Below are 19,293 nucleotides of genomic sequence, written 5' to 3'. Positions count from 1 at the left end.
TTAGCGTAAAATTAACCGAACTGAATCAGCCTTGGTGCGTGAATACACGTGTGGCCTCAATCAATGAGCCACGCTGCCAGAGCGTCAGCCCGCCCCCGAGGTTGAGCACTCAAGCGACATCCCTAAGCGGATGAGGAGGGGACCGTGACAGTCAACCATTTGCAGGCCCAGACCGGTGAAGGCGACCGTACGACGCGTATGCGATTCATGCGGATCGATGCCGCGACGAGCGAGCATCTGCGTGAGTTCTGGAAGGTTGTCGAACCCCGCCTGCCTGAGGTCCTTGAGGCGTTCTATCGCCATGTCATGGCAGAGCAGCAACTGGCCAAGATGCTCGGCAGCGATGTGCCCCGCCTGAAGACGGCCCAGTCGAGCCATTGGGCACGATTGTTCGGCGGCAAATTTGATGACGCCTACATGCAAAGCGTGCGCACCATCGGGCGAATCCACAACAAGATCGGGCTGGAGCCTCGTTGGTATATCGGCGGTTACAATTTCGTGCTGGCACACCTGAGCATGCTCGCGGTCAGCACCTACAAGTGGCGGCCGGCGAAGCTTTCGGCCGTGCTGGTCGCAGTCAATTCTGCCGTCATGATCGACATGGACATCGCCATTTCCGTCTATCAGGAAGAGATGCTGGCCGACCGGCAGAGGCGTCAGGACAAGCTGACCAGCGCCATCGCGGACTTCAATGGAATGATGTCGACGTCTTTGGCGACAGTCGGCAATGCCGCAAGCTCGTTGCAATCGACAGCCGGCAGCCTCGCGGCCAATGCCGAGGAGACGACGCGGCAGTCGACTGCAGTCGCGGCGGCGTCTGAGGAATCGGCCTCCAACGTGCAGACGGTAGCTGCTGCGACCGAGGAACTGGCCAGTTCGGTCCAGGAGATTGGGCGTCAGGTGCAGCAATCCACTCGGATTGCCAACCAGGCTGTCACCCAGGCCAACGAGTCGCGGTTTGTCATCAATGGCCTGGCCGAGACCGCGCAGAAGATCGGCGATGTCATCAATCTGATCGCCAATATTGCCTCGCAGACCAATCTGCTCGCGCTCAACGCGACGATCGAGGCGGCCCGTGCCGGGGAGGCAGGACGCGGCTTCGCGGTGGTGGCCTCCGAAGTGAAGAGCCTTGCCAGCCAGACGGCTCAGGCCACCGACGACATCAGCCAGCAAGTGGTTGCGATCCAGACAGTGACGCAGAAATCTGTTGGGGCGATCACGGAGATCGCATCGACGATCGAGGAAATCAGCCGTATCGCATCGGCCGTCGCGCTCGCCGTCGAACAGCAAGATTCTGCCGTGCAGGAGATCGCGCGCAACGTTCAGGAGGCCGCGCACGGCACGCAGGAGGTCTCCAGCAACATCTCCGGTGTCAGTCAGGCGGCATCTGAAACGGCTTCGACATCAACCGCCGTCCTGACCTCGGCTGACGAGTTGTCCAAGCAGTCCGCGCTTCTGCGGCGGGAGATCGACCGGTTCTTCGAGACGATCAAGGCCGCGTAACTGCGGACTGCCGTATGAACATTCTCACGGCAGAACGTCGGCAGGACGGCTGGGCAGCAGGGCGTCGCTCTCATCCTTGAGCGCGACGCCGGTCAATTGCCGGCTGAGTGCCTCCCGGATCAACCATACCGCCTTGAAGGCGGCGACCTCATAGCCGAGGCCGCCGCCTCTGACATTGGAGATGCAGTTGCGCTCGCCATCATGCCGGCCGATACGCGGTGAGAAGGTCAGGTAGAGGCCGAGGCTGTCCGGCGATGACAGGCCTGGCCTTTCGCCAATCATCATGACCGTGATGCGGGCCTTGCAAAGTTCGCCGATCTCGTCGCCGAGAGCCACCCGCCCCTGATGGGCGACGATGAGGGCTGAGTGGCTCCAGCCTTCGCGGGCAAAGGCGGGGAGCAGATGACCGAGCATGGACGGGGCGTGGCTCTGCACCGCATGCGCCGACAGGCCGTCAGCAACGATCAGCGCGATATCGACCGGTCCCTCCAACCTTGCCACCAGATGCTCGTGGGAGCCGGGCGCCAGACGGCGACCGAGATCCGGGCGGACGAGATAAGCATCTCGAGACGCGGCCGCTGAACAGACATGAAGGCATGCCAGGCCGAGAGCATCGATGTCGGCGTCCAGGCGCGGCCTGTCCAGCACCGCGTGGACGGCATCCCGGGCTCTTGCATGAGCCATCGCAAATTCGAGAACTGCTGCCGTTGGTAGTGCGGGGCCTGCCCGGCCCAACGCGATGCGGGCAGGGGTCGCCACGCCGAGATTGCGCCAGCTATCGGTGCTGATCGGACTGGTCACGAGCCTGACCCCGCAGTGAGCAAGGGGTGGGTGCCAGACTGGGGTTTCAACCTGCCGTCAGCACTGGTGACCCCTTGGGTGAAGAGCCAGGCTTCGAATTCCGGCGCGCGCTTCAGCCCGAGGAGGTCGCGGACATAGAGCTGATCATGAAACGAGGTCGACTGGTAGTTCAGCATGACGTCGTCGGCGCCGGGTACGCCCATGATGTAGGTCACGCCGGCTGCTGCGAGCAGCGTCAGGAGTCCATCCATGTCGTCCTGGTCGGCCTCAGCGTGGTTGGTGTAGCAAATGTCGCAACCGAGAGGCAGGCCCATGAGCTTGCCGCAGAAATGGTCCTCGAGGCCGGCGCGGGTGATCTGCTTGCCGTCATGAAGATATTCCGGACCGATGAAGCCGACCACAGTGTTGACGAGCAGGGGCTCGAAGGCGCGAGCAACCGCGTAGGCGCGTGCCTCCAGCGTCTGCTGATCGACACCATGATGAGCATTGGCCGAGAGAGCCGACCCCTGGCCAGTCTCGAAATACATGACATTGTCGCCCACCGTTCCGCGCTTCAGCGAGCGGCCGGCATCCATGCCCTCGCGCAGCACCTTGAGATCGACGCCGAACGAGGCATTGGCTGCCTCGGTGCCGGCAACCGACTGGAACACCAGATCGACGGGCGCGCCTCGCTCGATCAGTGCGATCGAGCTCGTGACATGTGTCAGGACGCAAGCTTGCGTTGGAATCGCGAAGCGCTGGATGAGCTCGTCGAGCAGTTTCAGCAGGTCGCCGATTACCGGCAGACTGTCGGATGCCGGATTGATGCCGATCACCGCATCGCCCGTGCCGTAGAGCAGGCCGTCGATGGTCGAGGCCATGATGCCCTTGGCATCATCGGTCGGGTGGTTCGGCTGCAGCCGCACCGCCATCGTCCCCGGCAGCCCGATCGTGTTGCGAAAGCTGGTGACGACCCGGCACTTTCGCGCAACCAGAATCAGGTCTTGATTGCGCATGACCTTGGAGACCGCCGCGGCCATTTCCGGCGTGACGCCCGGCGCTATGCTGGCAAGGGTTGCGGCATCAGCCTGGTCGGACAGAAGCCAGTTGCGAAAGTCCCCGACGGTCAGGTGAGAGATGCTGTCGAAAGCCGCGCCGTCGTGGCTGTCCATGATGAGGCGCGTCACTTCATCGGCTTCGTAGGGCACCAGCGCTTCGGTAAGGAACGTCTTCAGCGGCACATCGGCGAGAGCCATCTTCGCCGCGACATTCTCCTCGGCCGTCGAGGCGGCAATTCCGGCTAGCACGTCGCCTGATCTGAGCGGGGTAGCCTTCGCCATCAGATCCCTGAGGTCCGCAAAGCTGTAGGTCCGCGTTCCAACCGATATGCGATAGCCCATGATGCGATGCTCTGCCTGCCTGTATTACCCTTGATGATGCTGATGGGCGCCATGGCCATGCAAATGCGGGTGGCCGTGCCCCTCTCCCGAATCAATCGGAATGAGATGGAGGCTGCCGTGGCGGACGCCGCGCTGGGTGATCACCGCATCGGCGAATGCCTTCACCTGATAGACCGTTCCCCTGAGCACCATGACCTCCAGGCAATCGCGATGATCGACATGGACATGCAATGTCGAGACCGAGAGCTCGTGGTGATCGTGCTGGGCAAGGGTCAGCCGGCGCGCTAGGTCTCGGGTCTCGTGTTCGAAGACAAAGGTGAGGGTCGCCATGCAAGGCGCGTCGCCCGCCATCACCGATCCGTCGGCGACCGCCGCCTCGCGGACGATGTCGCGCATGGCTTCCGAACGGCTCTGGTAGCCGCGCTGGCGGCCAAGCCGGTCGACTGTCTCCAGGAGGGCATCGTCGATGCTGATGGTGATGCGCTGCACGTCCGCCTCCAGGCCTGCCGTACGGCGAGCCTAGCGCAGTCTGGCTACCGGATGCGAATGTTGCGTTTCAGCGGTCGCCAGATCGCTTGATGTCGAGCGGGATGCAATTGCGATGTCCGGCTTCGATGCAGACCAGCGTGCGGGTGGTGACACGGAGATTTTCGAACACCACGTAGGTGGCGACCCCCAACAGAACCACGGCAATCGCCGCGGCAATGTTCTGCCGCATGCGCACGCGCTCATCCCAGGCATTGAAGCCACGGCGGAATTCCGGATCGGAGTCACGGGGGTGCGCGCGCCGCCAGCTGGGCCCTTTGGGCGTGCTGCCCGGTCCGCCCGAACCTGATCCATCCTCGCTGATGTTCATCAGCTGCCGCTCCACCCTGTCGCCTTGTGTCCGGCGGTCTGGACGATCGACCTTCCCGATGCACTATGCCCAAGATTGTCGGCCGCGGCCAGATGCCGGAGGTCGAATTGCGAAGCGGGCGACAGGCTTAGTCCAGCAATGCCCTGTACTTGGCGATCTCGGCGGGCACCAGCCGGGCGAGGGCCTCGGGCGCCAGCTCGTCTGGTCCCGGGACGTTCGATGCCAGTTCACCGAAGCGCTTCTGCAGCGCTTCGCTCGCGACTGCGGCGCGGGTTGCCCGGTTCAACCGGTCGACGATATTCGCCGGCGTTCCAGCCGGCACGAAGATGCCATTCCACCCCTGGGCCTGGAAGGCGGACAATCCAGCCTCCGCCGATGTCGGGACATCGGGCAGGTTGGCGAGCCGCGTCGTGGCAGCGACGGCCAGCGCCCTGACCGCACCGGACTGGACATTGGGCGCAAGCGAAGTAGCCGCGTCGCAGACGCCGTCGATCTGGCCGGCGAGCAGGTCATAGAGCGCCGGTGCCGCCCCACGATAGCTGACGAGTGTCACGTCGATGCCGGCCGCGCGCACGAAGCTCCGGCAGATCAGGTAATTGGAAGAGCCGACCCCTGCGTGGCCGAGCGTCACGCGACCCGGATTGGCCTTCGCATAGGTGACGAATTCGGTCAGCGTAGTCGCCTCGTGATTGCGCCTGATGGCGAGAAGCGGCGAGGTCTTGGCGACCAGCCCCACGGCGATGAAAGCTTCGGGAGCGTAGCGCAGGTCCGTGTAGATGGAATAGGCGGCAGCGTTGGTCCCGGTATTGCCGATGGCGATCGTGTAGCCGTCGGGCGCGGCTCGCGCCACGCGACTGAGGGCCAGGGTGCCGCCCGCGCCGGCGACATTCTCGGTGACGACTCGTTGGCCGAGATTGCGGCTGAGTTCTTCGGCGACCACCCGCGCGATGACGTCCGAGGTGCCGCCGGCGGCAAAAGGCACGACCATGGTCACCGGCCGCGCGGGATAGGACTCCTCTGCGAATGCCGCTGGGGACAGGCACGCTACGACGAGTGCTGCAGCCGCGCGGATCATCATGGTGCTCCCGTAGAGGTGCGGCCCTAGGCGGCTGCGCTGGGGAGACTAGCCGACACGCCCGGGGAGAGGATATCGGCCGATCGTTCAAAGCATGGCGTCTTGTCCTCAAGATGAACCGAGTTGCGACTGGCGGATTTGGCTGTGACGTGGCATCACCGCCGTCCCTGTAACCCTCACGAGGTCCATGTCGATTCCGATCAGAAAGCGTCGCGTCTATCTCCTGACGGGCTATGAGCCGCTCGACGCAGCGGCCCATCATCATCGTTTCGACCGCGAGATCCGCCGCTTCGAGAAAACCTGGTCCCTGGCCGCGACTGTATCGCCGATGACGCGGGACGCCAGCCGACCGGTCGCGTCGTGGCACGTAGCGGTCGCGGGGCCTGACTGGCAGACCGACACCGATGTCCGGCTGCTTTGCTGGGATGACGTGATCGCCGAGGATGTCGCGCAGCCGATCTGGAAACGGCTCGGACTCTATGGCCGTGCAGCCGCAGACATTCTCTTCACAGGGACGTTCTGGCGCTACATCAAGACCTATTGGCGCTATTCACTGTTTGCCGGTTATCCCGCGCTGCTGTTGGCATTGTTCTCGCTGGTTGCCATTCTGGGGGCTTCGCTGTGGTCATGGTTGCGGCTGCCTTTCCCCCTTATTGTCGAACCCGCGATTGCCGTTGCCGTGTTTATGGGGCTGATGGCGTATCCTGGGCGCCGCTTCCACATCGACTACATGCTGAACGACTGGATATTCGCGCGGGACATGATCCGCGAAGCCCGGCCGTCGATCGCCACGAGAGCCGAAGCCTTTGCCCGTGAGATCGCCGAGGGGGTGGCTGCAGGCGACGTCGATGAGGTGGTGATCGTCGCACATAGTCTGGGCGCTGCCTGGATGATTGACAGTCTGGCACGGGCGCTCCGGCTCAACCCTGACCTGGGTCGCCACGGTATTCGGCTCGGGCTTGCCGGCGTCGGTTCGTCGACGCTGAAGATCGCCCTCCATCCGGCGGCAGGCTGGTTGCGGGCTTCCGTCAAGGATGTTGCCGACGCCGAGGACATCACCTGGGCCGAGTTCGACAGCCACGTCGATTTCATCTCGTTCTACAAGCGCAACACGGTCGAGACGCTTGGCCTGTCGACGAAGACCAAGCCTATCGGCCAGCGTATCCGCCTGTCGCGCATGCTGTCGGCGGAGACCTGGGGCCGCTTCCGCGGCAATCTGTTGCGGGTGCACCGTCAGTACGTGATGGGCAACGAGCAGCGCTATCGCTACGACTTCCACATGATCTGCTGCGGCCCGTTTCCCTTCGCTGCAATTGTCCATGACGGCGAGAAGCTCCCTGGAGCGCTCGGAGCGGATGGCTCGCTGGCGGGGGCGACGGCGCGCTTGGACTCCACACGACCCGGGTTGGCTGCGTCATGACGAGATTTCTTGCTGAGATGATCTTCCTGGCAGGTGTGGTGGCGTGGGGCGCCATCCGCATTCCCCACGAGATACGGAACAAGCGGAAGAACAAGATCGAGGTCAGTTCGGTCGACCGGCAGGAGCGCGTGCTGTTGCTGATTTCGCTTGCCGGGCTTGGGATGATCCCGATCGCCTATTGTCTGACGCGTCGCCTTGGTTTCCTGCGTTTTGCCGATTTTGATTTTTCTCCAGCTGCCGCCTGGCTCGGAGCCCTCATTTTTGTCGCGGCGCTTGCCCTGTTCCTGGCGACCCACAGGCAGCTGGGACGCAACTGGTCGCAGACGCTCGAGTTGCGCGAAGGCCATACTCTGGTCACGCATGGCGTCTATCGGCTGGTTCGGCACCCGATGTATTCGGCGTTCTTTCTGTGGGGGCTGGCCCAGCTTCTCTTGCTGCAGAACCTGATCGTCGGGCCGGCCGGGCTGATCGGTTTCGGAACGCTCTACTGCTTCCGCATCGCCCGCGAGGAACGAATGATGCACGAGGCCTTCGGGCAACACTATGCCGAATATGCTGACCGAACGAAGCGAATCATCCCCTTCGTTCATTGACTGGCAAGCACGTCTGTCTTTGATGACACCGATGTTCCCGGTGGCCAGGTCTGGTTGCGCGGCAATCGGGGCAAACGGGGTCACTGCGGATCTTCAGTGTGAGTAAGCGCATGATGTTTGGCCGAGGCTGCGTGATCGCCATGGTCTTGGCGCTGGGCGGTTGCCAGGCGGCGGGCGTCATCGGTGCGGATCGCCAGCAGGCCAGCCCGGCGCGCGATTTCACGTTGCGCACCGATGCGGCCGATCTGGGTCGAGGACGACGTACGCCATCGACCGAGGGGACGCATGTCTATCTGTTGCGCGGGCTTGCCCAGACCGTTTCCGAAGGCGTCGACCACCTCTCCGTCAAGCTGAATGCACTCGGCTACAACACCAGTGTTCATCCCTACGATGACCATGCGCGGATCATCGAGATGATCAGCGCGGAAACGAGGGCGTCAGGTGGCCGCTCCCACGCCATCGTGATCGGCCATTCGCTGGGTGCCAATTCGGTTGTTGCGGTCGTCAATGGCCTCGCAAACCGAGGCCTATCGGCGGACCTCGCGGTGACCTTCGACCCAACGGTCGACCTTGCCGTCACCGGTGGCACCAAACGTTTCGTGAATTTCTACCAGTCAGACAATGGTTGGGGACGCAGTGTGGCGGCAGCGCCTGGGCAGGGTGGACGGGTCGAGAACGTCGACCTCAAAGCCATGGAACACCTCACGCATTTCACGATCGACCGGGACCCACAGGTGCACGAACGCGTGATCGGTGCGATCCAGGACACTATCTCCACCACGCAGACGCAGCGCCGCCCCTAAGCCAACGCGGCATTCCGGCAACAGTGCAACGTCGACATGCGGCCTGGCCAGCAATTGCGCCATGCTTCCATTGACACTCTCCGAGCCTGCCTCTTCAGATCGGGTTAACCATAGTTGCGGCAGGTTTGCCGCAGGATTCGAGCCGGCACCTTTTCCCTGGAGCGGCGTTGGGAATTCACTGGCAGGTATCAGGTTTGGGGTTGGCTATGCGCATGTCGTCGAAATTCGGCGTTCTCGGCGTGCTTGTTTCCGGCATCGTCATGGCGGGGTGCCAGACCACCGCACAGACCAGCATCGACAGCGACGGGAGTGGCGCGATCCAGATGGCTCGTGATGCCATGGGACGGAACGGTTATCTGACGGCCGCGACCGGTCGCGAGAACCGGCAGGTTCCTTCGCGCATCTATCTGATCCGTGGCCTCGCCAATGTCTTTTCCCAGGGGATGGATGACCTCGGTGCCAAGCTCAACCAGCGCGGCTACCGGGCAACGGTCCACGAACATGGCAACTGGCAGTCGATTGCTCAGGAGATTCTGGCGAACCAGCGTGCTTCCGGCGGTCGCCATCAGGCGGTGATCATCGGCCATTCGCTGGGCGCCAATGTTGTTACGGATATCTCGAATTTCCTTGCGCAGAACGGTGGCAGCGTAGCGCTTGCGGTTGCCTTCGATCCGACAATCAGCCAGCAGGTTTCCGGTGGTGCCCGCCGCTTCGTCAACTTCTACCAGTCGAACAATGGCTGGGGCGCGGCGCTCTCGGCCGCACCGAGCTTCCGTGGCCGCATCGAGAATATTGACCTGAGGCAGGCCAATAATCTCACGCATTTCAATATCGACAAGGATCCGCGCCTGCATGCGCAGGTGATCGGCTGGGTCGGGCAGGCGATCGGCGGCGGCCAGAACCGTCGGGCTGGCCGGCCGGCCCGCGTTGCGGCGGCTCAGGCGGCGCGCTGATAGTCCTTGATCGCCGAGAAGGTGATGCCCGGCGCGCGCTCTTCCTCGTAGCGGAGAGAAAAGGCGCTAGACGCCATGTAGACCGGCGCGCCGTCGAGGTCGCGCGACATGGACGATCCATGGCTGTCGATGAAGCTGTTCAGCGCCTGCTGGTCGCTGGACGTGATCCAGCGGCAGACCGAGAACTGGCAGGGGTCGAAATCGACCGGGAGCGTATATTCGCCGGCGAGCCTCTCCTTCAGGACGTCGAGCTGCAGCGCGCCGACGACGCCGACGATCGCGGGTGAGCCATCGTTCGGGACGAAGAGCTGGACAACGCCTTCCTCACCCATCTGCTGCAGCGCCTCTCGCAGCTTCTTCGCCTTCATCGCATCCTTCAGCTTGACGCGGCGAAGCTGTTCCGGCGCGAAGCTGGGCACTCCCTTGAAGACGATATCCTCCCCGTCGGTCAGCGTGTCGCCAATGCGGAGCGTGCCATGATTGGGGATACCGACGATGTCACCGGCATAGGCTTCCTCGGCCAGCTGGCGATCCTTGGCGAAGAAGAATTGCGGGGCGTTGAGCGGCATCGGCTTGCCGGTGCGCACCAGCTTGGCCTTCATCCCGCGTGACAGTTTGCCCGAACAGACGCGCAGGAAGGCGATCCGATCGCGGTGGTTCGGATCCATGTTCGCCTGGATCTTGAAGACGAAGCCGGACATTTTCGGCTCGTCGGCGAGCACGGTGCGTGTCTCGGCCACCTGAGCCCGCGGCGGCGGGGCATAGGCGATCAGCGCGTCGATCAGGTCCTGGACGCCGAAGGTGCGCAGCGCCGAGCCGAAATAGACCGGCGTCATGTGGCCCTCGCGGTAGGCCTCGAGGTCGAAGGGCTTGGCGCCCTCCTTGGCGAGCAGCGCGCTCTCGCGCCAGGCATCGGTGCCGACCGGCAGCATCTCGTCGAAGATGGCGGCTTCCGGCCCGTTGACCTTGATCGGCTCCTCGTCGCGGTCAATGCGGCGGACGTGATTGTGCACCAGGTCATAGGTGCCGGCGAATTCGCGGCCCACACCGATGGGCCAGGTCATTGGCACAGTGTCGAGGGCCAGCGCCTTCTCGACATCGTCCATCAGGTCGAAGGGGTCGCGGCTTTCGCGGTCCATCTTGTTGATGAAGGTGATGATCGGGATGTCGCGCAGGCGGCAGACCTCAACGAGCTTGCGCGTGCGGTCCTCGACGCCCTTGGCCCCGTCGATGACCATGATGGCGGAGTCCACCGCCGTCAGGGTGCGGTAGGTGTCCTCCGAGAAGTCCTCGTGGCCCGGCGTGTCCAGCAGATTGAAGACGCAGCCGCCATATTCGAACGTCATCACCGAGGTGACCACCGAGATGCCGCGCTGGCGCTCGATCGCCATCCAGTCCGACGAGGTCTGACGGCGGCCCTGCTTGGCCCTCACTTCGCCGGCCAGCTGGATTGCGCCGCCGAACAGCAGCAGCTTTTCGGTCAGCGTCGTCTTGCCGGCGTCCGGGTGCGAGATGATGGCGAAGGTGCGCCGGCGCGAGGCGGGCGTTGGGGCGGCTGAGGTCATGGCGCGGGGTTTAGCGGTGCAGGGGACGAAAGGTCAAATGTCGCGACACTTTCGGGCGCACCAGACGGTGTGAAATCCGCAGTCCGGGTCCTCGACGACGTGGCTGACGACCGCAAAGCCGTTCCTGTCCAGCAGCTGCCTATACTCGTCGGCGGCAAGGCTCGCATGGAAGAGAGGATCACCAAACACTTCCCCGATCACCTCTCCGTCCGTCGGGCCAGTGGTGAACAGGAGACAGCCGCCGAGGACAACGTGCCGCGCGAAGATCGGGAACATGGCGCGCTGATCGTCGCGCGTCAGGTGGAAGAAGCTGTCCCAGGCGATCAGCCCGTCAAAGCGGCGGCCAAGGTCGAGGTGCCGCATATCGGCCTGGAACCAGGCCTGACCGGGAAACCGCTGTCGGCAGAGATCGATCATCGCCTGCGCGATGTCGACGCCCGTGACACGGAACCCCGCGTCGATGAGATGACGGGCAATGGGTTCGCCCATCCCGCAAACCGCAGTCGAGGACTGAAGCCCCTGGCGGCGTACGGGATGCGAACTCGGCAAGATGGCGATGCTCCAGTAAGGCTCTGCCGCGTGCCCGGTCGAACGCGTGTGCGTGCCGCTCGTAGAACGTGCCTATGCCAGCCGCATGGTCATTCACTGCGATGGTCACTCTCGTCATCAGCCAGGCCCATTCGGAAGCTGCCCGCTTTTGTGGAAATGCACTGCGTGCGCGGGCATTGCTTTCCCTTCGTGAGGCCACCTATCGTGGGCCCTGTGTTGCTGGGAGATGGCTGATGTCGACATTGGTATCAAGATTTGTGGGTCTGTTGTCGCTTGCGCTGTTTGCCGCGCCATCCCAGGCCCAGACGCCGCCGCCGCCTGCCGGCGCGCCTGTCGCCATCCAGATGGTGACGCAGCTGTCCCCCTCGATCCCGCAATATACCCGCGTCGATATTCCGATGCTGCGTGAGCAGATCGGCGCGCGTTCCGGCGGCCGCATCACCACGACGCTAGCCAGTTGGCCGGAGCGCAACCTGACCGGTCCCGATCTCATCCGCGTCCTGCGCGCCGGCCAGATCGATCTCGCCGGCATGGCCTTGCCGACGGTTGCCGGTGACGTGCCGCTGCTCGACATCATCGACATGTCGGGACAGAACACCTCGCATGAGCAGGGGCGCAAGATCGCCGAGGCCATGCTGCCGATTCTCAACCAGGAGCTTGAGCGGTTCGGCGTAAAGATCGTCGCCTTCTATCCGTTCCCGGCGCAGGTGCTGTTTTGCCGCGATCCGGTCACCAGCCTTGCCGATCTCAAGGGCAGGCGCGTGCGCACGCCCGGCGGTTCGCAGAACGATTTCATCCAGTCGGTCGGCGGTCAGCCGGTCGCCATCGGCTTCCCGGAGGTCTATTCGGCGCTTGAGCGCGGCGTCGTCGATTGCGCCGTCACCGGCACGGCGACGGGCAATGGCGCGCGCTGGTATGAGGTGACGCGTCACCTCTACACGCTGCCGATCCAGTGGGGCATTGCCGCCTATGCGGTCAATCTCGCCTGGTGGAACCGGCTCGATGCGCCTGTGCGCGACTTCCTCCAGGGTTACATGAAGGAAGTCGAGGAAGCCCAGTGGAAGCTCGGCCTTGAGCTCACCGAGGACGGCATCCAGTGCAATTCCGGCAATGCCGCGGGCTGCAAGATCGGCCATGTCGTCACCAACCGGCCGATGGTGGTCACCCGCGCAACGCCTGCCGATGTGGCGCTGTTGCGCGAGGCCCTGACCAAGGTGGTTCTGCCGGCCTTCGTGAAGCGTTGCGGCGCGCGTTGCGGCGAGATCTACAATCGCGTTGTCTCGCCGATCAGCGGCGTCAGCTACGTCGCCCAGTGACGCTGCCACGCATGATCACGCTGATCGATCCGGCGACCCACGTCACGGCGCCGTGGAAGAATGGCGGCGGAACCGCCACCGATTTCGCCGTCAGGCTTGGTCCTGACGGCGATGTCGACTGGCGCATTGGCACCGCGGCGATCGAGAAGGACGGACCGTTCTCGCATTACCCGGATGTGACGCGCGTGTTCACCGTCGTGGAGGGCCCGGGTGTTCACCTGGATTTCTCCGCTGAGGGCACGCGAACGCTCGATCGCGACCAGCCGACGCGCTTTGCCGGCGCGCCGGGGCCATTTTGTCGGTTACGCGGCGCGCCTGCGACCGCGTTCAACCTGCTCATGCGGGATGGCGCCTTTTCCGGCGATGTTCAGATCGTCACTGGCGGGGAAGGAGTGATCGAGCCCAATCCGTCGGATGTGCTGGCATTCGTTGCTCTGGAAGGTGATTGGCAACTCACTGGCGAAGGCCTGGCGCCCGTGGTGATCCGCCCTTGGTTCACGGCTCTGCTGGAAGGCCGCGGCCTTGTCCAGATCGCTGCCGGACCGGGTGCGCGGGCTGCGCTCGTCCTGCTGAATGTTGCTTGACGGCATTGTCCGGGGGAAAGCGCGTCTTTCCTCGCCAAATTCTTGACAAGCCGGGGGCAGGCGCCGTATAGCCCGCCCCTCAACTTTTCGACGCGGTGACCGTCGGGCTAGCCCGGTCTGCCTCGCGTCTCTCTTTCGGGAATCGCCGCCATGAAGGTCCGCAATTCGCTCAAGTCGCTGCGCACGCGCCATCGCGACAACCAGATCGTCCGTCGCAAGGGACGCGTCTACATCATCAACAAGACCCAGAAGCGCTTCAAGGCGCGTCAGGGCTGATTGGCTGGCGCTCACGCGCCTGTCATCATGCGCTCTGTTGACCGCCGGCGTATCCTGCCTCACCTTCGGGGCATGACACGCGCGGCGGTTTTTCTGTTTGCACTGACGATTGGTTCCGGCTCGGCTCTGGCCCAGATCACGGGTCCGACGCCCCCTCCGCCTGCCGAGCGCCCCCCGGCTGTCGGCAATCTTGTCGCGCCTTCTCTCGAAGCCCTGCGGGCACGCCGACTCGACGAACTCTATTCCCGCCTTCGCGAGGCGACCGATCCCCGCCAGGCCCGCGTGATCGAACGCGAGATCGACACGCAGATGGTGCAGTCGGGCTCTGACACGGCCGATCTGTTGACGGCCCGCGCGACCGACGCCTACCGGCGCAACGACCACGACCTGTCGCTGGCGCTGCTTGACACCGTGGTCGACCTCTATCCCGACTATGTGGAGGGCTGGAGCCGCCGCGCGAGCGTCCATTTCGCCCGCAAGGAATATGGCGCGGCGGTCGCCGATCTCGAGCAGGTACTCGCCCGCGAACCCCGATATTTCGGCGCCTATGTCGGTCTCGGCATGATCTTCCAGCAACTCGGCGAGGATCGACCGGCACTCACCGCGTTTCAGCGTGCGATCGAGATCAATCCGCATATCGAGCGGATCCCGGAGATCATTCGCAGGCTCAAACCGAAGGTCGACGGCCGCGACCTCTGATCCATGGTGCGGGCTACAAACCACACAGCCTCGACCGACGTATTGGCACCATGAGTTCGCTTCTCGATCCAGCCATGGCCTTGCTGGCCGTGCCGCTGTTGGCCGCCTGGACCGGCCACAGGGCGCGCGCGATCACGCAACGCTTTCCACCATCCGGCCAGTTTGTCGCGACACGCGCCGGGCGTCTGCATCTCATCGATCAGGGGCAGGGTGACCTGCCAGTGCTGTTTCTCCACGGGGCCAGCGGCACGCTGCGCGTCTGGGAGCCTGCGATCGGCCGCCATCTCGCAGGTCTTGGCCGGACCATTCTCGTGGATCGGCCTGGGCATGGGTTCAGCGAGCGCAAGGCCGGTCGAGGCGCTGCATCGCTTGCCCATCAGGCCGGTGCGATGATCGACGCGCTCGACGCCCTGGATATCGGCAGGGTCGTGGTCGTGGCCCATTCATGGGCAGGCGCACTCGGCACCCGGTTGGCGCTCGACTATCCCGACCGGGTAGCCGGCCTGATGCTGATCGCCCCCGTGACCCATCCCTGGCCTGGCGGCATTTCCTGGTACTACACCGCCGCGTCGCTGCCGGTCATCGGCCCGCTGTTCTCGTGGACCGTCGCATTGCCGGCTGGCGAACTGTTGATGAGGCGATCGATTGATGGCGTGTTCGCGCCCCAGTCGATCGGCGCCGACTACAGCCATGAGGCGGGCATCCCGCTGGTGCTCCGGCCGCGGCAATTCATGGCCAATGCCGAGGACTGCGTGGCTCTCAACGATCAGGTCGCGGCGCAGGCTCCGCGCTATGGCGAGATTGCCTGCCCCGTGACGGTTATCTCAGGCGACAGCGACGGCGTCGTCTGGACCCATCTGCATTCGCTTGGCATGGCGCGGGACGTGCCCCAGACGCGCCTCATCATCCTCGACAATGTCGGCCATTCCCCGCATCACGCGTCGCCCGAGCGGCTCGTTGCGGAGATACACGATATCAAGGCCAGAGCAGCCGGCTGATCAATTGGCTGGTGGTGCCACGACAGCGTCGTGCTCGCCGGTTTCCCGCAGCACGCGGGCAATCAGACCGTTCGCCTTCATCTCCTCGATGAATCGCTTGAGATAGCTGCTGGCCAGTGGCCGTCCCTGTGGCGTGCCCATGGCCTGCTCGATCGCCATGAACCGCCCGTCCATCACGCGGAAGCCTGGGTTCTGACGGGCAAACTCGACGAGCGGCTGGCGCACACCGGCCGCCACATCCGACTGGCCGGCTGCGAAATCAGTGATTGCGAGGGCCGAGCTGGCGACGCGCACGAGCGTGGCATTTCTGATGGCCCGCGTGAGGAACAGGTCGTAGGCGCTACCGCGCCCGACTGAAATGCGCAGGCCTGCGCGATCGACCTCCTCGATGCTGCGCAGCGGGCTTTCCGTCCGCACCATATAGGTGCCTTCGATCAGGACGTAGGGCGTGGTGAAGGCGATGTCATTGGCGCGGAGGGGATCGATCGCCAGGAAGGCGATGTCCCAGGCCCCGCTGCGGGCCGCATCGGTGACCCGTCCGGCAGCCTCATAGGCAACGAGGTCGAGCGGTACGCCCAGCCGCTCAGCGAGCGTGCGCGCCAGGACGACCGATACACCGCCCGGGGCACCTGTCGCGGAATCGCGCTTGGCGAGGACTGGATTGCCAAAATTGATCGCTGCCCGCAGGCGTCCGCCGGGCGCGAGTTCCGCTCGCATTGCCGGATCGATCGCCTGGGCCATCGCCGAACCTCCGGCCATCAGGACCGCCCCCGCGGAGAGCGCAAGCCTGCGGGTGATCTCAGACATCGACGGCATCGCTTCCGACGAAGGCAATGCGCAACATGTTGGTCGCGCCCGGCGTACCCAGCGGGACGCCGGCGACCACGATGATCCGCTGCCCCGGCTTGGCAAAGCCGTCCTTGAAGGCAAAGCGGCAGGCACGGCTGACCATGTCGTCAAGGTCGCGCGCATCCTGCGTCACCACGCAATGCACCCCCCAGAGCAGTGCAAGGCGCCGTCCTGTGGCGATGTTCGGAGTGAGTGCGATGGTGATCGGCTTCGGCCGCTCGCGGGCGACACGGACGGCGGTCGAACCGGACGAGGTCCAGCAGACGATCGCCGACAGGTCGAGGGTCTCGGCAATGTCGCGTGCGGCCAGCGCGATGGCGTCGGCGCCGGTGGCCTCGGGTTCTGCCCTCTGGTTCTGGATCACGCCCCGATAGGTCGGATCGGATTCCACTTCCTCGGCGATCCGGCTCATCATCTCCACGGCCTCGACCGGGTATTGTCCGGCCGCACTCTCCGCCGACAGCATGATGGCATCCGCGCCTTCAAACACGGCAGTGGCGACGTCGGACACTTCAGCGCGTGTCGGGACCGGCGCTGTGATCATGCTCTCCAGCATCTGGGTGGCGACCACCACCGGCTTGCCGGTGCGGCGGGCCAGCCTTGTGATCTGCTTCTGGATACCCGGCACCTTGGCCATCGGCATCTCGACGCCGAGGTCGCCGCGGGCAACCATCAGCGCATCCGAAATCTCCATGATCTCTGCCAGACGCGTCACCGCCTGCGGCTTCTCGATCTTGGCCATGACGGCGGCGCGGCCGCGCGCGATCTTCTTCACCTCGGCAACGTCTTCGGGGCGCTGGACGAAGGAGAGCGCCACCCAGTCGACTCCGGCGTTGAGGGCTGCGTCGAGGTCTGAGCGGTCCTTGTCTGTCAGGGCCGAGACAGGCAGCGTCGTGTCGGGGAGGCTGACGCCCTTGCGGTTCGACAGCTTGCCACCGACGACAACCCTGCACTCCGCGAGCTTCGGCGTGCACCGCTCGGCCACCAGAACGACCTTGCCGTCGTCCAGAATCAGCCGGTGCCCAGGTTCGAGCGCTGCCAAAATCTCCGGATGCGGCAGCTGGACACGGGTCACGTCACCGTCGGATTTGTCCGAGTCCAGTGTGAATGCTGCGCCCTTCACCAGCATGACCGGGCCATCCTTGAAGGCTCCGACCCTCAGCTTGGGACCCTGGAGATCCGCAAGGATGCCGATCGGACGATGAATCTCATGCTCGATCGAGCGGATGACATCGACGAATTCGCGCAGCTTGTCGTGCGGCGTGTGGCTCATGTTGATCCGGAAGACATCGGCACCGGCGTCGAACAGGGCCGCGATCTGGTCGCGCGTCGAAGAGGCAGGCCCGAGGGTCGCGATGATCTTGATCCGGCGCTGGCGTCGCATGTCTTGTTTCCTCCGACTCGTATGGTAGCGCCGATTTGTGACCGGATGCGAGGCGGGCTCCGCGCATTTTGCGCGCGGTCTTGTGCCGCTGCCCGATTGTCTGTCCAATGGGACCGGAAACACCGGAACCCATCATGACGTCTCAACGCTTCACCTGCCGCATTCCCATGGATCTCGACTGCCCGGCGCCCATGCGCGATCCCGTGGCCTATGTGCTCGATGGCGAATATGAGAGCCATTATGACGGCGAAGGCCTGACCATCCTGGATATCGGCGCGAATATTGGTTCGTTCGCACGCTGGGCCGAACTGCGCTGGCCGGGGTCCACGATCCATTGCTACGAGCCCAATCCGGGGACGTTCGAGTTCCTGAAGCGCAACACCGAGGGGCGGACGGGGATCCATATCAACAAGGCCGCGCTGTTTCCCGGCGCAAAGCCCCAGGAGACCTATGTCTCCCGCTTTGCCGGTGACGGCGAGGGCGGCCTTGCGAGCTATGCCGGCGACACGTTCCTCGACGGCGTGATGGGCGAGAGCTTCCAGGTCGATGTGGTCGATCCGGCGACGCTGGCTTCCGCGGATATCGTCAAGATCGACATCGAGGGTGGCGAGGCCGAGGTACTTGCCCACCTCGATCTGTCGAAAACGTCGCTGGTCCTGCTGGAATTCCAGAACGGGCGCAATCGCGAGCGTATCCGCGAGGTCATGCCGGCCGACTTCGAGGTGCTGCGCGACGAGGCGTGCGAGTGGGAGCCGATCCTCGGCTACAAGGGCTATCGTCCCGATCTCGCCGGAGATGTCTACGGCCGGATGTTCTATCTGCGCCGCGGGACGACGCGGCTGAGGCCGAGCCTTCCGGCGGCCTGACGCCAGAGATCAAGCGTGGCCGGCATCGCTCGACAGCATGGCGGGATCGATGCCGATCTTGCGCATGGCCCGCTCGTATTTGGTCTCGACGTCGGACCCGAAGATGAGGTCCGCATCGGCGGGACAATGGAGCCAGCCGTTCGACTGGATCTCGTTTTCGAGCTGACCCGCTCCCCAGCCGGCATATCCCAGCGCCAGGATCGCATTGCTCGGCCCGTCGCCGAGCGCGATGGCCTTGAGGATGTCGAGCGTCGCAGTCAGGCAGATGCCCTCGTCGATGGGCAAGGTCGAGTTCTCGATGAAGAAATCCGAGGAATGCAGCACAAATCCGCGGCCGGTCTCGACCGGGCCGCCACGCAGCACACGGACGTCGCTGATGCGCTCCGGAAGGGTGATTTTCTGGGACTCGGGAATGATGTCGAGTTGGACGAGCAGATCGGGAAAGGCGAGATTGGCTGCGGTGTGATTGACGACGATGCCCATCGCCCCATCAGATGAATGGGCGCACATGTAGATCACGCTCCGGGAGAAGCGTTCATCGCGCATGGTCGGCATGGCGATCAGCATCTGGCCGTCCAGATAGCCCTGCGGGTCGCCGCGTGACCTGCGTTTTGTCTTGTTCGCAGCCATGGCCAGAATCTAACCCGGAAATTTTCGGCTGGCTACCGCACCGCAACGGAAGGGGTTCACGGGATGTTGACGCGTGATTGCCATCCCGCACCAGGCCCCTCACCGGATCGTCAGTGGCGTTCCGGTGGCGCCATCGCTACATGCCAGCCCATGCTTGATCGCCGCGTTTTCCTGTCAGGACTTGGGCTTGCTCT

At 64.1% G+C, this 19,293-nt stretch carries 21 protein-coding genes; 11 read left to right on the top strand and 10 right to left on the bottom strand.

What is annotated here, in order from left to right; genetic code table 11:
• The first annotated feature begins 144 nt into the window (after window positions 1–144).
• Entirely contained in the window at window positions 145–1,503 is a 1,359-nt protein-coding gene (locus E8L99_RS22870; protein ID WP_215907033.1) for a globin-coupled sensor protein, read from the top strand.
• 24 nt (window positions 1,504–1,527) lie between these two features.
• On the opposite strand, the gene eutC is transcribed toward E8L99_RS22870, so the two are convergent.
• From eutC to E8L99_RS22845, 5 genes are all read right to left on the bottom strand, one after another.
• Complete coding sequence (gene eutC / locus E8L99_RS22865) at window positions 1,528–2,292, bottom strand: ethanolamine ammonia-lyase subunit EutC (RefSeq protein WP_391527504.1); 765 nt, start codon at window positions 2,290–2,292, stop codon at window positions 1,528–1,530.
• Between the two features lie 8 nt (window positions 2,293–2,300).
• Complete coding sequence (locus E8L99_RS22860; RefSeq protein WP_137101723.1) at window positions 2,301–3,683, bottom strand: ethanolamine ammonia-lyase subunit EutB; 1,383 nt, start codon at window positions 3,681–3,683, stop codon at window positions 2,301–2,303.
• 24 nt (window positions 3,684–3,707) lie between these two features.
• Window positions 3,708–4,172: a nickel-responsive transcriptional regulator NikR gene (gene nikR, locus E8L99_RS22855; protein WP_137101722.1), complete on the bottom strand. Its 465-nt coding sequence runs from the start codon at window positions 4,170–4,172 to the stop codon at window positions 3,708–3,710.
• Between the two features lie 67 nt (window positions 4,173–4,239).
• On the bottom strand, window positions 4,240–4,539 hold the full coding sequence (locus E8L99_RS22850) for a hypothetical protein (protein WP_137101721.1): 300 nt from the start codon (window positions 4,537–4,539) through the stop codon (window positions 4,240–4,242).
• Between the two features lie 127 nt (window positions 4,540–4,666).
• Entirely contained in the window at window positions 4,667–5,617 is a 951-nt protein-coding gene (locus E8L99_RS22845; protein WP_315862560.1) for a tripartite tricarboxylate transporter substrate-binding protein, read from the bottom strand.
• Between the two features lie 184 nt (window positions 5,618–5,801).
• On the opposite strand from E8L99_RS22845, the gene E8L99_RS22840 reads away from it, so the two are divergent.
• From E8L99_RS22840 to E8L99_RS22825, 4 genes are all read left to right on the top strand, one after another.
• The gene (locus E8L99_RS22840) at window positions 5,802–7,034 is read left to right on the top strand and encodes a lipase family protein (protein ID WP_137101720.1); all 1,233 of its coding nucleotides are present in this window, start codon (window positions 5,802–5,804) and stop codon (window positions 7,032–7,034) included.
• The gene (locus tag E8L99_RS22835; RefSeq protein ID WP_137101719.1) at window positions 7,031–7,627 is read left to right on the top strand and encodes a protein-S-isoprenylcysteine O-methyltransferase; all 597 of its coding nucleotides are present in this window, start codon (window positions 7,031–7,033) and stop codon (window positions 7,625–7,627) included. Before E8L99_RS22840 ends, E8L99_RS22835 begins: the two co-directional genes overlap by 4 nt.
• Before the next feature lie 98 nt (window positions 7,628–7,725).
• A complete protein-coding gene (locus tag E8L99_RS22830; RefSeq protein WP_137101718.1) occupies window positions 7,726–8,430 on the top strand; it encodes a hypothetical protein in 705 nt (234 codons plus the stop codon).
• Window positions 8,431–8,642: 212 nt separating this feature from the next.
• Window positions 8,643–9,383, top strand: a complete 741-nt coding sequence (locus E8L99_RS22825) for an alpha/beta hydrolase (protein WP_137101717.1) — start codon at window positions 8,643–8,645, stop codon at window positions 9,381–9,383.
• Here the strand turns inward: E8L99_RS22825 and E8L99_RS22820 are convergent.
• Together E8L99_RS22820 and E8L99_RS22815 are read right to left on the bottom strand one after the other, a co-directional pair.
• Window positions 9,368–10,948 carry a peptide chain release factor 3 gene (locus E8L99_RS22820; RefSeq protein ID WP_137101716.1) on the bottom strand — a complete coding sequence of 527 codons (1,581 nt, stop codon included), beginning with the start codon at window positions 10,946–10,948 and terminating at the stop codon, window positions 9,368–9,370. The two genes, E8L99_RS22825 and E8L99_RS22820, sit on opposite strands and share 16 nt — an antisense overlap.
• Before the next feature lie 33 nt (window positions 10,949–10,981).
• Window positions 10,982–11,437, bottom strand: a complete 456-nt coding sequence (locus E8L99_RS22815) for a class I SAM-dependent DNA methyltransferase (RefSeq protein WP_168201807.1) — start codon at window positions 11,435–11,437, stop codon at window positions 10,982–10,984.
• Window positions 11,438–11,730: 293 nt separating this feature from the next.
• On the opposite strand from E8L99_RS22815, the gene E8L99_RS22810 reads away from it, so the two are divergent.
• From E8L99_RS22810 to E8L99_RS22790, 5 genes are all read left to right on the top strand, one after another.
• Window positions 11,731–12,813: a TRAP transporter substrate-binding protein gene (locus E8L99_RS22810; protein WP_168201806.1), complete on the top strand. Its 1,083-nt coding sequence runs from the start codon at window positions 11,731–11,733 to the stop codon at window positions 12,811–12,813.
• An 11-nt stretch (window positions 12,814–12,824) separates the two neighbouring features.
• Window positions 12,825–13,397: a HutD/Ves family protein gene (locus E8L99_RS22805; RefSeq protein WP_137101714.1), complete on the top strand. Its 573-nt coding sequence runs from the start codon at window positions 12,825–12,827 to the stop codon at window positions 13,395–13,397.
• Window positions 13,398–13,547: 150 nt separating this feature from the next.
• The gene (ykgO, locus tag E8L99_RS22800; RefSeq protein WP_136959004.1) at window positions 13,548–13,673 is read left to right on the top strand and encodes a type B 50S ribosomal protein L36; all 126 of its coding nucleotides are present in this window, start codon (window positions 13,548–13,550) and stop codon (window positions 13,671–13,673) included.
• A 27-nt stretch (window positions 13,674–13,700) separates the two neighbouring features.
• Window positions 13,701–14,372, top strand: a complete 672-nt coding sequence (locus E8L99_RS22795; protein WP_137101713.1) for a tetratricopeptide repeat protein — start codon at window positions 13,701–13,703, stop codon at window positions 14,370–14,372.
• A gap of 50 nt (window positions 14,373–14,422) precedes the next feature.
• Window positions 14,423–15,370 (top strand): alpha/beta fold hydrolase, encoded by a 948-nt coding sequence (locus E8L99_RS22790; protein ID WP_137101712.1) that lies wholly within the window; start codon window positions 14,423–14,425, stop codon window positions 15,368–15,370.
• Here E8L99_RS22790 and E8L99_RS22785 read toward each other — a convergent pair whose 3' ends face one another.
• Together E8L99_RS22785 and pyk are read right to left on the bottom strand one after the other, a co-directional pair.
• Entirely contained in the window at window positions 15,371–16,177 is an 807-nt protein-coding gene (locus E8L99_RS22785; RefSeq protein ID WP_210421787.1) for an ABC transporter substrate-binding protein, read from the bottom strand. It abuts the gene before it with no gap.
• A complete protein-coding gene (pyk, locus tag E8L99_RS22780; RefSeq protein WP_137101711.1) occupies window positions 16,170–17,603 on the bottom strand; it encodes a pyruvate kinase in 1,434 nt (477 codons plus the stop codon). The genes E8L99_RS22785 and pyk overlap by 8 nt, the downstream gene beginning before the upstream one ends.
• Before the next feature lie 134 nt (window positions 17,604–17,737).
• On the opposite strand from pyk, the gene E8L99_RS22775 reads away from it, so the two are divergent.
• Window positions 17,738–18,469: an FkbM family methyltransferase gene (locus E8L99_RS22775; protein WP_168201805.1), complete on the top strand. Its 732-nt coding sequence runs from the start codon at window positions 17,738–17,740 to the stop codon at window positions 18,467–18,469.
• A gap of 9 nt (window positions 18,470–18,478) precedes the next feature.
• Here the strand turns inward: E8L99_RS22775 and E8L99_RS22770 are convergent, their stop codons facing one another.
• Window positions 18,479–19,099 carry a YqgE/AlgH family protein gene (locus E8L99_RS22770; protein ID WP_137101709.1) on the bottom strand — a complete coding sequence of 207 codons (621 nt, stop codon included), beginning with the start codon at window positions 19,097–19,099 and terminating at the stop codon, window positions 18,479–18,481.
• Window positions 19,100–19,293 lie beyond the last annotated feature (194 nt).

Source organism: Phreatobacter aquaticus, assembly GCF_005160265.1.
Taxonomy (GTDB): Bacteria; Pseudomonadota; Alphaproteobacteria; order Rhizobiales; family Phreatobacteraceae; genus Phreatobacter; species Phreatobacter aquaticus.
This window is presented reverse-complemented; position numbering and strand designations above follow the sequence as displayed.

Excerpts from the sequence above, each read along its gene's own strand:
- E8L99_RS22785 (WP_210421787.1), bottom strand. The coding sequence starts at position 16,177 with ATGTCTGAGATCACCCGCAGGCTTGCGCTCTCCGCGGGGGCGGTCCTG.
- E8L99_RS22770 (WP_137101709.1), bottom strand. The coding sequence starts at position 19,099 with ATGGCTGCGAACAAGACAAAACGCAGGTCACGCGGCGACCCGCAGGGC.
- E8L99_RS22840 (WP_137101720.1), top strand. The coding sequence starts at position 5,802 with ATGTCGATTCCGATCAGAAAGCGTCGCGTCTATCTCCTGACGGGCTAT.
- E8L99_RS22810 (WP_168201806.1), top strand. The coding sequence starts at position 11,731 with ATGTCGACATTGGTATCAAGATTTGTGGGTCTGTTGTCGCTTGCGCTG.
- E8L99_RS22850 (WP_137101721.1), bottom strand. The coding sequence starts at position 4,539 with ATGAACATCAGCGAGGATGGATCAGGTTCGGGCGGACCGGGCAGCACG.
- E8L99_RS22815 (WP_168201807.1), bottom strand. The coding sequence starts at position 11,437 with ATGGGCGAACCCATTGCCCGTCATCTCATCGACGCGGGGTTCCGTGTC.
- E8L99_RS22820 (WP_137101716.1), bottom strand. The coding sequence starts at position 10,948 with ATGACCTCAGCCGCCCCAACGCCCGCCTCGCGCCGGCGCACCTTCGCC.
- E8L99_RS22845 (WP_315862560.1), bottom strand. The coding sequence starts at position 5,617 with ATGATGATCCGCGCGGCTGCAGCACTCGTCGTAGCGTGCCTGTCCCCA.
- E8L99_RS22825 (WP_137101717.1), top strand. The coding sequence starts at position 8,643 with ATGTCGTCGAAATTCGGCGTTCTCGGCGTGCTTGTTTCCGGCATCGTC.
- E8L99_RS22860 (WP_137101723.1), bottom strand. The coding sequence starts at position 3,683 with ATGGGCTATCGCATATCGGTTGGAACGCGGACCTACAGCTTTGCGGAC.
- E8L99_RS22805 (WP_137101714.1), top strand. The coding sequence starts at position 12,825 with ATGATCACGCTGATCGATCCGGCGACCCACGTCACGGCGCCGTGGAAG.
- ykgO (WP_136959004.1), top strand. The coding sequence starts at position 13,548 with ATGAAGGTCCGCAATTCGCTCAAGTCGCTGCGCACGCGCCATCGCGAC.
- E8L99_RS22835 (WP_137101719.1), top strand. The coding sequence starts at position 7,031 with ATGACGAGATTTCTTGCTGAGATGATCTTCCTGGCAGGTGTGGTGGCG.
- E8L99_RS22775 (WP_168201805.1), top strand. The coding sequence starts at position 17,738 with ATGACGTCTCAACGCTTCACCTGCCGCATTCCCATGGATCTCGACTGC.
- E8L99_RS22790 (WP_137101712.1), top strand. The coding sequence starts at position 14,423 with ATGAGTTCGCTTCTCGATCCAGCCATGGCCTTGCTGGCCGTGCCGCTG.
- E8L99_RS22795 (WP_137101713.1), top strand. The coding sequence starts at position 13,701 with ATGCGCTCTGTTGACCGCCGGCGTATCCTGCCTCACCTTCGGGGCATG.
- pyk (WP_137101711.1), bottom strand. The coding sequence starts at position 17,603 with ATGCGACGCCAGCGCCGGATCAAGATCATCGCGACCCTCGGGCCTGCC.